At 71.9% G+C, this 11,819-nt stretch carries 10 protein-coding genes; 3 read left to right on the top strand and 7 right to left on the bottom strand.

The window, feature by feature from the left end; all coding sequences use genetic code 11:
- Positions 1-39 precede the first annotated feature (39 nt).
- The 3 genes from purM to KBX63_RS27555 form a co-directional block, all read right to left on the bottom strand.
- Positions 40-1,194: a phosphoribosylformylglycinamidine cyclo-ligase gene (gene purM / locus KBX63_RS27565; protein ID WP_210916261.1), complete on the bottom strand. Its 1,155-nt coding sequence runs from the start codon at positions 1,192-1,194 to the stop codon at positions 40-42.
- Positions 1,195-1,256: 62 nt separating this feature from the next.
- Positions 1,257-2,795: an amidophosphoribosyltransferase gene (gene purF / locus KBX63_RS27560; RefSeq protein ID WP_210916258.1), complete on the bottom strand. Its 1,539-nt coding sequence runs from the start codon at positions 2,793-2,795 to the stop codon at positions 1,257-1,259.
- Between the two features lie 167 nt (positions 2,796-2,962).
- Positions 2,963-3,316 carry a sterol carrier family protein gene (locus KBX63_RS27555; RefSeq protein WP_074315836.1) on the bottom strand — a complete coding sequence of 118 codons (354 nt, stop codon included), beginning with the start codon at positions 3,314-3,316 and terminating at the stop codon, positions 2,963-2,965.
- Positions 3,317-3,470: 154 nt separating this feature from the next.
- On the opposite strand from KBX63_RS27555, the gene KBX63_RS27550 reads away from it, so the two are divergent.
- Positions 3,471-5,507, top strand: coding sequence for a carboxypeptidase regulatory-like domain-containing protein (locus KBX63_RS27550; RefSeq protein ID WP_374102273.1), 2,037 nt, complete (start codon positions 3,471-3,473; stop codon positions 5,505-5,507).
- 199 nt (positions 5,508-5,706) lie between these two features.
- Here the strand turns inward: KBX63_RS27550 and KBX63_RS27545 are convergent, their stop codons facing one another.
- The 4 genes from KBX63_RS27545 to purS all read right to left on the bottom strand — a co-directional run bounded on the left by KBX63_RS27545 (position 5,707) and on the right by purS (position 10,180).
- A complete protein-coding gene (locus KBX63_RS27545; RefSeq protein ID WP_210916391.1) occupies positions 5,707-6,462 on the bottom strand; it encodes a 2-phosphosulfolactate phosphatase in 756 nt (251 codons plus the stop codon).
- 4 nt (positions 6,463-6,466) lie between these two features.
- Positions 6,467-9,169, bottom strand: a complete 2,703-nt coding sequence (gene purL / locus KBX63_RS27540; protein WP_210916253.1) for a phosphoribosylformylglycinamidine synthase subunit PurL — start codon at positions 9,167-9,169, stop codon at positions 6,467-6,469.
- A gap of 67 nt (positions 9,170-9,236) precedes the next feature.
- Entirely contained in the window at positions 9,237-9,920 is a 684-nt protein-coding gene (gene purQ, locus KBX63_RS27535; protein WP_210916252.1) for a phosphoribosylformylglycinamidine synthase subunit PurQ, read from the bottom strand.
- On the bottom strand, positions 9,917-10,180 hold the full coding sequence (purS, locus tag KBX63_RS27530) for a phosphoribosylformylglycinamidine synthase subunit PurS (RefSeq protein WP_030332194.1): 264 nt from the start codon (positions 10,178-10,180) through the stop codon (positions 9,917-9,919). The genes purQ and purS overlap by 4 nt, the downstream gene beginning before the upstream one ends.
- Before the next feature lie 355 nt (positions 10,181-10,535).
- Between purS and KBX63_RS27525 the strand changes: the two genes are divergently transcribed.
- Both KBX63_RS27525 and KBX63_RS27520 read left to right on the top strand, forming a co-directional pair.
- Positions 10,536-11,219 (top strand): trypsin-like serine protease, encoded by a 684-nt coding sequence (locus KBX63_RS27525; protein WP_210916250.1) that lies wholly within the window; start codon positions 10,536-10,538, stop codon positions 11,217-11,219.
- A gap of 24 nt (positions 11,220-11,243) precedes the next feature.
- Positions 11,244-11,807: a YbjQ family protein gene (locus KBX63_RS27520; RefSeq protein WP_210916249.1), complete on the top strand. Its 564-nt coding sequence runs from the start codon at positions 11,244-11,246 to the stop codon at positions 11,805-11,807.
- Positions 11,808-11,819: the final 12 nt, after the last annotated feature.

Raw genomic sequence — 11,819 nt, 5'->3', positions numbered from 1 at the left:
AAGCCCTGATCAGGTGCCCGTACGATCACCAGAGCGTGATCATCCGCGGGTGTGCTGGCCGACCATCTGCACGTTGCCGGTGCCCTCGATGATCTCGCCGGCCTGCCACGCCTCGACGCCACGGCCGGTCAGCGTGGCCAGCGCCCGGTCGGCGTCCTCGGCCGAGACGATCGCGAACATGCCGACACCCATGTTGAAGGTCGACTCCATCTCCGGGTCGTCGATCCGGCCCTTCGACTGGATCAGGTCGAAGACCGGCTGCGGCTTCCAGGTGGACCGGTTGACCACCGCGTCGACGTGCTCCGGCAGCACCCGGACCAAGTTGCCCGGGATGCCACCACCGGTGACGTGGGCCAGCGCCCGCACCTCGGCCTCGGCGATCAGCTTGAGGCAGTCCTTGGCGTAGATCTTGGTCGGGGTGAGCAGCTCCTCACCCAGGGTCCGCTGCCGACCGAAGTCGTCGATCACGATGTCCAGCCGCATCCGGGCCGCGCCGAGCAGCACGTGACGGACCAGCGAGTAGCCGTTGGAGTGCAGGCCGGACGAGCGCATGGCGATCACCACGTCGCCCACCTCGACCCGGTCGGGGCGGAGGATGTCGCTCTCCTCGACCACGCCGACGCCGGTCGCCGAGATGTCGTACTCGTCGGGGCGGAGCACGCCGGGGTGCTCGGCGGTCTCCCCGCCCAGCAGCGCGCAGCCGGCGTACCGGCAACCGTCGGCGATGCCCGCGCCGATCTCGGCGACCTTGTCCGGTACGACCTCGCCGGTGGCGATGTAGTCCAGCAGGAAGAGCGGCTCGGCACCGCAGGCCACCAGGTCGTCGACGACCATCGCGACCAGGTCGATGCCGACCGTGTCGTGGATGTCCATCTGCTGGGCGATCACCAGCTTGGTGCCCACCCCGTCCGTGGAGGAGGCCAGGATCGGGTTCTTGTACTTCGTCGTGTCCAGCCGGAACAGGCCCGCGAAGCCGCCCAGGTCGCCCAGCACCTCGGGGCGACGGGTCTGGCGCACCTTCGACTTGAGCAGCTCCACCGCGCGGTCGCCCGCGTCGATGGAGACCCCGGCGTCGGCGTACGAGACCGAGCGTTTGCGCGCCTGACGGCCGGCACCGGCCGTCCAGAGCTGGCGGTCGCCGCCGGCGCCGGTCGGGCTGCTTCCTGCGCCGCTGCGCTCGGACACGTGCGTCACGGTTCTCCCCTTTGTGGTTCTCGGTGCCGCGCCGGCGGTGGCCGGGCCGCGCCAGTTTGTTGCTACGGGCGGTTTGCGGTCACGCCACCCGGAGTGGCGACGAGCGGGCCGTTGGTGTGCGGGGCCTCCGGTGCCGAGTTGGCGACCCGTCGGCCCACCCCTTCGAGCACGTGCTTGCCGATCAGGTTGCCAGCCGGCAGCTCGATCGGGTACTCCCCATCGAAGCACGCACGGCACAGCCGGGTCTTCGGCTGCTCGGTCGCGGCGATCAGGCCGGGAAGCGAAACGTAACCCAACGTGTCGGCACCGATGGAACGCCGGATGCCGTCGTTGTCCAACCCGTTGGCCAGCAGCTCCGCGCGGGTGGCGAAGTCGATGCCGTAGAAGCACGGCCAGCTGACCGGCGGGGAGGAGATCCGGACGTGCACCTCCAGCGCCCCCGCCTCCCGCAGCATCCGCACGATGGCCCGCTGGGTGTTGCCGCGGACGATCGAGTCGTCCACCACCACCAGCCGCTTGCCCCGGACGTTCTCGCGCAGCGGGTTGAGCTTCAGCCGGATGCCGAGCTGGCGCAGGGTCTGCGACGGCTGGATGAAGGTGCGCCCCACGTACGGGTTCTTCATCAGGCCGGCGCCGTAGGTGATGCCGGACGCCTCGGCGTAGCCGATCGCTGCTGGGGTGCCCGACTCGGGCACCGGGATCACCAGGTCGGCCTCGACCGGGTGCTCCTTGGCCAACTGCCGGCCGATCTGCACCCGCGCCGAGTGCACGTTGCGCCCGGCGATCGTGGCGTCCGGGCGGGCGATGTAGACGTACTCGAAGAGACAACCCTTCGGCTCCGGCGACGCGAACCGGGTCGAACGCAGCCCGTCCTCGTCGATCGCGATCAGCTCGCCGGGCTCGACCTCGCGCACCACACTGGCGCCGACGATGTCCAACGCGGCGGTCTCGCTGGCCACCACCCAGCCGCGCTCCAACCGGCCCAGCATCAGCGGGCGTACGCCGTGCGGGTCACGGGCCGCGTAGAGCGTCGACTCGTCCATGAAGACGAAGCTGAACGCGCCGCGCAACTGCGGCAGCACCTCCAGTGCGGCCGCCTCGACCGACAGGTCCGGACGGCTGGCCAGCAGCATGGTCACCAGCGAGGTGTCGTTCGTCGAGCCGTCCGCGACGAGGCCGCGCTCGGCGACCTCCTTCTCAAGCTCGGTGGTGTTGACCAGGTTGCCGTTGTGGGCCAGCGCGATGGTCGTGCCGGAACTCGTCGACCGGATCGTCGGCTGGGCGTTCTCCCAGTTCGAGGCGCCGGTCGTGGAGTAGCGGGCGTGCCCGATCGCCAGGTGGCCACGCAGGCTGGCCAGGGTGGGCTCGTCGAAGACCTGGGCCACCAGGCCGAGGTCCTTGTAGACCACCACACCGGAGCCGTCGCTCACCGCGATGCCCGCCGCCTCCTGGCCACGGTGCTGCAGTGCGTAGAGACCGAAGTAGGTCAGGTTGGCGACCTCTTCACCGGGGGCCCAGACGCCGAAGACGCCGCAGGCGTCCTGGGGGCCGGGTCGTTGGGGGTCAAGGTCGTGGCTCAGCCGGCCGTCGCCTCGGGGCACTACCGCTCCCTCATGCTGGTCTGGACCGGCCTGGCGGGGATCACGGGCGGATCCACACTCCTCTGCCGGGACCACTGTCGTCGCCTGACAGTGTACGCGAATCGTCGTCAATACAGAAAGTCACGGTTTCCCTGCCGAACGTCACGGAGGGCCGGACATCGGGGCAGCTAGAGGGGCAGATAAGCCGAGAGGTCCGCCCGGACCCCGCTCACCTGGATACGACCCTCGGTGACCGCCTCGGCCCAACCAATTCGCCCGGTGGCCAGCGCCAGCCAGGTGTCCGGGGCCATCTCGACCACGTTTGGCGGGTTTCCCCTGGTGTGTCGAGGGCCGGGAACGCACTGGATCGCACCGTATGGTGGGACGCGCACCTCCACCGATCGGCCGGGGGCGCGCTCCGCGAGGCCGGCCAACAGCGACCGGACCGCCTCCCGGAGTACCGGCCTTTCGGGCGTACGCCCCTCGTCGAGCGCCGACAATGCCGCCGCAACGGCGGTGGACTTACTGTACGGAGAGGACACGACGGGACGATACGACCCGCAGGCAGAACACCCGACGCTGGCCCTGGGTCGCGCCGATCCAGTCAGACAAGGCATAGTTGCCGACGGCGTATTCGTACCGTGATGATCCCCGGCCCGGCGCCCCGTCGGTCAAGGGAAGTCAGTCCGGAAGGCGGTGGACGTGTCAACACACCGACGTGCCTGGAAGCAGCGGGCCGGTGTGGTCGTAGCGCTGGTTGCCAGCGCTCTGCTCGCCGTCCCCGCCACACCAGCAATGGCCGCGCCCCGCGTGACCAACGTCTCGGCTTCCCCAGGCACCGTCGAAGCCGGCGGGGAGACGACAGTGAGCTACACGCTCAACTTCGATGACCCAGCTGTGCCCGCCGACGTTACCGTCAGCTCCAGCAATTCGAAGCTCCAGTGCATCGATGGCTGCTCACAAGGAAACGTGACCGAAAGCCGCACCTACACCGCCAAGTTCAAGTTGGCAGACGATGCGTCGAACGGGTCCGCCCGCATCACAGTCAGGGCCAGCGCTGGGCTCGGAAACGGACAGGGTTCGACGACGGTCAACCTCACAGCCAAAGCAGCGCCTCCGCCTCCGCCGCAGACGCAGACCGTGAAGTCGGTCTCCGGCAAGGTGATCGTGCAGGCCAACGGCGACGCTGTGCCGAACGCTGTGGTGATGCTCCTGGACAGCGGGGGTAAGCGCCACGACACCACCAGCGACGGCAGCGGCAACTTCCGCTTCACCGGCACCACCGGCAACCCGATCGCGCCCGGAAGGCTCGAGTTGGGCGCCAGCTTCGACAACGTCCTCGGCCGGAAGACCGTCAACGCAAGCGCCGGGCAGTCTGTCTCGGGCCAGCGGATCAGCCTTGCCCTCAAGGTCGAGGTGACGCCGAGCCCCACCCCGTCCGCCAGCGCCGAGGCCACCCCCAGCGAGGAACCGGTCGAGGAGGGCACCGAGGAGGAGCCCACCGAGGAAGCCAGCGCGGGTGCCCCGGCCAACGCCTCCAACGAGGACGACGGCGGCGGCTTCAGCTCGTACCTGATCATCCTGCTCGGTGGTCTGCTCGTCGCCGCGGGTGTCGGCACGATCGTGCTGCTCTGGATGAGGCGCAAGGAGAACGACGACGAGGACGACGACCCGGCGGGTGCCGGCGCGGTGCCGGCGGCGCGCGGCGGGTTCCGCGGGGCCGACGACCAGACCCGGGTGGTCAACCGGCCCCTCGGCGCACCCGACCCGACGATGGTCGGCGGCACGGCGCTGAGCGAGGCGCCGACGATGATGCACCGCCCGGTGGTCGACGATGTTCCACCGGACCCGTACGGCGCGCCAGCACAGCCGTACGGCGCGGCGGGCCAGCAGAGCTGGGGCGGCACCGGCTACGGCGACGAGCCGGCATCGGGCGGGTACGGCGCCGGCGGCTACGGCAACGCCCCCGCCTCGGGCGGCGGCTACGGCACGGCGGTGACTCCCGAGGGTGGCTACGGCGCCGGCGCGGCCGGTGACGGCTACGGTGCCGCGCCCGGTTCCGGTGACGGGTACGGTGCCGCGCCCGGTTCCGGTGCGGGCTATGGCGGCGCACCGGCCTCCGGTGGCGGCTACGGCAGCGCGCCCTCCTCCGGCGGCGGCTACGGCAGCCGCGACTACACGGCACCGGCCGGTGCGGCCGGCTACCCGCCGGCTCCCGCTGGCGGCGCGGGCTACGGCGAGCGCTTCGACGAGCCGACCGGTCGGTACACCGGCGACAGCGCGCAGTACCCCGCTCCGGCCGATCCGTACGCCACCGGCGTCTACCAGCCGGAGCAGGGCCAGGGCTACGGTCAGCCCGACCCCGCCCCGTACGGCGGTCGCGCGGCGGAGCCGACCGGTGGCTACGGCCAGCAGGCCGGGGGCTACGACCAGGGCGGCTACGGCCAGCAGGCCGGCGGGTACGACCAGGGCGGTTACGGCCAGGAGCCCCCACCGCAGCGCGGCGGCGGCTACGACGACCGGGGGTACGACCAGGGCGGCTACGGCCAGCAGGCCGGCGGGTACGACCAGGGCGGCTATGGCCAGGAGCCCCCACCGCAGCGCGGCGGCGGCTACGACGACCGGGGCTACGACCAGGGCGGCTACGGCCAGCAGGCCGGACGGGCCCGGCCGGCGGACAGCCCGCCGCCGACCGAGCGGGGCGGTCGACGCCTCGACTGGCTGGACGACTGACCCGGCACGCACTCACGGCACACGGAACGGCCGCCCGGAGATCCGGGCGGCCGTTCCGTTGCTGCAAGGTCCACTCGTGGTCACTGAAGTCGGGGTGTCCTCCGGACCTGGAAGCCCCGGCTTCACGAAAGTGGAGTTGATCAGACAGCGGGCCGGCGCCCGGCGTTGATCACGGCGGGACGGCACGCACCCGCGTCGGTCAGGCTGCGGAGAAGACGCCGTGGCGGAGCACCGGGACGACGTCCGACACGCCGAGCCGGACCGCGACGTCGACGTCCTCGGCGAAGCCGCCCTCGGTCAGTTCCCGGCCGGAGACGCTACCCCGCACCGCTGCGGGCACGTCGGGGGTGCTGGCCAGCGCGGCGAGCGCCATGGCCGCCTCCACGGAGAGCCCACCCGGCACACCGGAGAGGGCGTCGAGCACGCTGGCCGCGCCGAGCTGATCCTCCACCGACGGGCGCAGCGAGCCGTCCGGCCACCGCTCCCCCGACGCGATCACGCCGATCGGGGCGTCCGTCGTGCCGTACCCCTGGCGGCGCAGCCAACGCCCGACGGCGCGGGCGTTGCGCAGGCACGCCGCGACCACCGGTAGCCCGGTGGCGCTGGCGGCGGCGCTGATCGCCGAGCCGTTCGGCGAGGGCAGCACCAGGTCCGCCACCACCGGCGCGGTGCTCAGCGCGGCGGGCGAGAGCGACCACGGATGCTCCGCTGTCACCCGCCGACGGCCCACCGCGGCCACCGCGCCGACCCGCAGCGCGTACTCGGCGGCCTGCTCACCCCACGGGAACGGGTGCACCCGCATGCCGCGCCCGACCGCCACCTCCACCGAGGTGGTGAACGAGAGCACGTCCACCACCACCAGCGCCGCGCAGACCCGACCGAGCTCGGCCGCCCCGGTCAGCCCCCAGTCGAACCGGGCACCCGAGCCGGGTTGGCCGTAGACGGCGGCCGTCAACGCCTCAGCGCTCGTCAGGCGACGGCTCGGTGACACCGGAGTCAGTCTCGGACGACCCGCCGGGCCCAGCCGACCCGGTGTACTCGACCGGGCTCGCCGGTGCCTCGGCGACCGGCTCGACGGCACCGGTCTGCGGGACCGGACCGGCCGACGCGATCGGCTCGGAGACGACCGCCGCCACATCAACCGGCTCGGCCTGCGCGACCGGCAGCGCCACGGCCTCGACGGCCCCCGCCACGCCAGCCGCCGGTGCGGGCACCTCGACGGCGGCGGCGCCGCCGAAGAGGCGCGGCAACGTCTCGGTGTGCGCGGCGCGCAGCTCGTCCAGGCCGATACGGAACTGGCCGTGCACCTCCAGCGCGCCGCCGGACGGGTCGGTGACGCCGATCAGCTCGAACGGCACCCCCCGCTCGGCGCAGAGCGCCGCGAACGCCTTGTCGTGACCGCGCGGCACCGACACCAGCGCCCGTGCGGCCGACTCGCTGAACAGGTAGACGAACGGCATCGAGCCGCCGGCGAAGTGCTCCGGCACCGCGATCCGGGCGCCGACGCCGCGACGCAGGCAGGACTCGACCAGGCTCTGGGCGAGGCCACCGTCGGAGAGGTCGTGCGCCGAGGTGAGGTGACCGACCCTGGCGGCCTCGGCCAGCAGGTCGGCCAGCGCCTTCTCCCGGGCAAGGTCGACCTGCGGCGGGATGCCGCCGAGGTGCTCGTGCGTCACCCACGCCCACTCCGAGCCGGACAGCTCGACGTTGGTCTCACCGAGCAGGTAGAGCTGGTCGTGGTCGCCACCGGCCCGCGGGACGAAGCCCATCGGGACCCGGTCGGCGACGTTGTCCAGCACGCCCAGCACGCCGACCACCGGGGTCGGGTGGATGGCCGCCGCACCGGTCTGGTTGTAGAAGCTGACGTTGCCGCCGGTGACCGGGATGCCCAGCTCCAGGCAGCCGTCCGCCAGGCCGCGTACGGCCTCGGCGAACTGCCACATCACGCCCGGGTCCTCCGGGGAGCCGAAGTTGAGGCAGTTGGTCACGGCGATCGGCTTCGCGCCGGTCACCGCCACGTTCCGGTACGCCTCGGCCAGTGCCAGCTTGGTGCCGTTGTACGGGTCGAGCCGGGCGTACCGGCCGTTGCCGTCCACGGACAAGGCCACGCCGAGCCCGGTCCGCTCGTCGATCCGGATCACGCCGCCGTCCTCCGGCTGGGCGAGCACGGTGTTGCCCAGCACGTAGCGGTCGTACTGCTCGGTGACCCAGGTCTTGTCGGCCAGGTTGGGCGACGCGATCATGCGCAGCACGGTCTCCCGCAGCGCCTCCGGGTCGGCCGGACGGGGAAGCGTCTCGGCCCGGTCGGCCTGGAGCAGGATCAGGTCGGCCGGCTCACGCATCGGCCGGGCGTAGACCGGGCCGTCGTCGACCAGCGAACCCGGCGGCACGTCGACGACCAGGTGGTCCTGCCAGGTGATCAGCAACCGGCCGGGGCTGCCGTCCGGCTCCGGCGCGGTGACCTCGCCGATCGCGGTGGCGAGCACGCCCCACTTCTCGGCGGTCTTGAGCACCGCGTCGAGCTTGTCCGGCTCGACGACCAGCAGCATGCGCTCCTGGGACTCGCTGGCCAGGATCTCGTGCGGGTCCATCGACGGCTCACGCAGCGGCACCCGCTCCAGCAAGACCCGCATGCCGGTGCCGGCTGCGGCGGCGGTCTCGGTGAGCGCGCAGGTCAGCCCGGCGCCGCCGAGGTCCTGGATGCCGACGACCAGCTGGCCGTCGTACAGCTCCAGGCACGCCTCGATCAGCAGCTTCTCGGTGAACGGGTCGCCGACCTGCACAGCGGGGCGACGCTGCTCGCTGCCCTCGTCGAAGGTGGCGCTGGCCAGCACCGAGACACCGCCGATGCCGTCCCGACCGGTCTTGGCGCCCATCAGCACGACCACGTTGCCGGGGCCGGCGGCGGCCTTGTTCTGCAACCGGTTGACCGGCAGCACGCCCAGGCAGAGCGCGTTGAGCAGCGGGTTGCCCTGGTAGGAGGGGTCGAAGACCAGCTCGCCACCGATGTTGGGCAGGCCGAGGCAGTTGCCGTAGCCACCCACGCCGGCGACCACGCCGGTGAGGACCCGGGCGGTGTCCGGGTGGTCCGCGGCGCCGAAGCGCAGCGGGTCCATCACGGCGACCGGGCGGGCGCCCATGGCGAGGATGTCCCGGACGATGCCACCGACGCCGGTCGCCGCGCCCTGGTACGGCTCGACGAAGCTCGGGTGGTTGTGCGACTCGACCTTGAAGGTCACCGCCAGCTCGTCGGAGATCTGCACCACGCCGGCGTTCTGGCCGATGCCGGCGAGCAGCCGGTCGCTGTGCGGCGCCTTCTCACCGAACTGGCGCAGGTGCACCTTGCTCGACTTGTAGGAGCAGTGCTCGCTCCACATGATCGAGTACATCGCCAGCTCGGACTGAGTGGGCCGACGGCCGAGGATCTGCCGGATGCGGTCGTACTCGTCGTCGCGGAGCCCCAGCTCGGTGTACGGCTGGAGCTCTCCCGGGGTGCCACCGGCGCGCGGCACGGTGTCCACACCCTCGGTCCAGTCGACGGCGGCCGGCTGTGCGGGAGCGGTCGCCGGGGCGGCGGGCTGCGCCGGGCGCGGCTCGGTCGGCTGCGCCGGGGCGGAGTACGCCTCCGGTGTGTCCCGTACCGGGTCCGGATGGGTGGTCATGACCTCTCCTCGCTGCGCTCGTGCCCGCCCGACCGGCGGTTGAGCTGACCGATGATCGTGCCGCCGGTCACGCCGGCGCCCCCACCAGGTGCTTGAGGACCGAGGTGAAGAAGCCGAGGCCGTCCAGCGAGGGGCCGGTGAGCGCCTCCACCGCGTGCTCGGGGTGCGGCATGATGCCGACCACGTTGCCGGCGGGGTTGGTGATCGCGGCGATGTCGCGCTGCGACCCGTTCGGGTTGCCGCCGACGTAGCGGGCGACCACCCGGCCCTCGGCTTCGAGCTGATCCAGCGTCGCGGTGTCGGCGACGTAGCAGCCCTCACCGTTCTTCACCGGGATGAGCACCTCCTGGCCGGGCTGGAACGCGTTGGTCCACGCGGTGCCGGCCGACTCGATGCGCAGGATCTGGTCCCGGTTGCGGAAGTGCAGGTGCTGGTTGCGGGTGAGCGCGCCGGGCAGCAGGTGCGCCTCGCAGAGAATCTGGAAGCCGTTGCAGATGCCGAGCACCGGCAGACCGCCCTGGGCGGCGTCCACGATCGTCTCCATCACCGGCGCGAACCGGGCGATGGCGCCGCAGCGCAGGTAGTCACCGTAGGAGAAGCCGCCGGGCAGCACGACCGCGTCCACCCCGTGCAGGTCCGGGTCACCGTGCCAGAGCCGGACCGGCTCGGCCCCGGCGATCCGGACGGCTCGAGCCGCGTCCCCGTCGTCGAGCGAGCCGGGGAAGGTGACCACACCGACCCGGGCGGTCACGAGCGGGCGTCCGCGGTCTCGTCGGCCTCGACCAGGCGGACGGTGAAGTCCTCGATGACCGGGTTGGCGAGCAGTTTGTCGGCAATTTCCCGGGCCCGGTCCAGGTCCGGTTCACCGGTGAACTCGATCTCGATCCGCCTGCCGATCCGAACCGAGGCGACGTCGCTGACGCCGAGCCGGGGCAGCGCGTTTGCGACGGCCTGGCCCTGAGGATCGAGGATCTCGGGCTTGAGCATGACGTCGACGACGACGCGAGGCACTGGGCACTCCTGACTGTGTACGCAGTTGGGTGCCGACCCACAACGGGCGAGCGCAGCCAGCGTACCTGGCAGATACCGCCGCGGACGCACCGGCCGGGTGCAGTTCAGGCAGTGCTCAACACAACCGGTGGCCGGGACGGGTCACCACGCGGGACACGCGGCCTCACCAGGGCATATACGGCGCTGAGGGTCGCCGAATCGTTACATTGGTTAACCTCGATCGGATCCTTGAAAACAGCCGCCGTGGGTCCTACTGTACATCGACACAGTTCGATGTCAGCGATGGCGGGAACCCCCGCTGTCGCCCTCCCGCACCCGGCGACCCCGGGTCCGCCCCGTCCAAGGAGTCCACCCGATGCGCATCCGTCCCCTGCTCGCCCTGCTCGGCGCCGCGCTGGTCGGCGTCCTCGGCGCCGCGTCCGGCGCGGCCGCCGCCCCGGCCGGCCCGCAACCCATCATCGGCGGCAACACCGTCTCCTCCGCCCCCTGGGCCGCGGCGGTGCTCAGCAACGGCTCGTTCACCTGCTCCGGCAGCGTGATCGCCCCGCAGTGGGTGCTCACCGCCCGGCACTGCATCAGCGGCACCATGTCGGTCCGCGTCGGCAGCGTCTACCGCGCCTCGGGCGGGGTCACCCGCACCGTCAGCGCCACCTACACCCGCAGCGACCTGGCCCTGATGCGGCTCTCCAGCACCGTCAGCACCTCGACGGTGAGCCTGGCCAGCAGCAACCCGCCGATCGGCTCGACCAACTCGATCTACGGCTGGGGCATGACCTGCTACAGCGGCTGCTCGGCGTCCAGCCAGCTCAAGACCGCAACCGTGCGGGTGACCAGCAACAGCGCCACCGACGCGTACGGCGGCCAGGCGATCCGCAGCACCAGGATCAACGGCAACGCCTGGCGGGGTGACTCGGGCGGCCCGCAGTTCTACAACGGCCGGCAGGTCGGGGTGGCCTCGACGGCCGACGGCTCCAGCATCCAGAACTACGGCAGCGTCGCGTACAACCGGGCCTGGATCACCTCGGTGGCCGGTGTCTGACGGTTAGCGCCCCGCGCGGCGCGGATGGCAGGCGCTGCGCCGGCCGTCCGCGCCGCGTCGTTTTGCAGCATCCGATCAGGTGAACAATGCACACGATCGGGTCACGCCGCTCCTGACAGCATCGGAATCGTGCTGGTCGTGACGACGGAGCAACTGCCCGGCTACGAGATCCGCCAGATTCTCGGTGAGGTGGTGTCATCGATGGCCAGGACGCGCAACCCGTACCGCGAGGGGGTCAAGAACCTGCGCGGTGGCGCGTACGACCCGATGGCCCCGGACAACCTGACCCGGTGGCGCACCGACTCGGTGGCCCGGCTCGGCGAGGAGGCCCTGCGGCTCGGCGCCAACGCGGTGATCGGCATGCGGTTCGACAGCCGGGACTGTGGCGAGATGTGGATGGAGATCTGCGCGTACGGGACGGCGGTGATCGTCGTACCCAAGATGCCCGACGTCATGCCGGCCGACCAGCCGGCGATCGCCGCGGAGACCGCGCACGACGCCGGCTTCACGGAGTCGCCCGGCGGCATCGCGGAGCCGGCCAGCGCCCCCAACCTCCGCACCGCAGCCGAAACCCCCACACGCGACTAACCACCCACCCAC

Origin of the sequence: Micromonospora sp. U21, assembly GCF_018070045.1 — a bacterium.
Classification (GTDB): domain Bacteria; phylum Actinomycetota; class Actinomycetes; order Mycobacteriales; family Micromonosporaceae; genus Micromonospora.
Note: the sequence above shows the minus strand (reverse complement) of the source record. Positions and strands in the feature narration are given on the sequence as shown.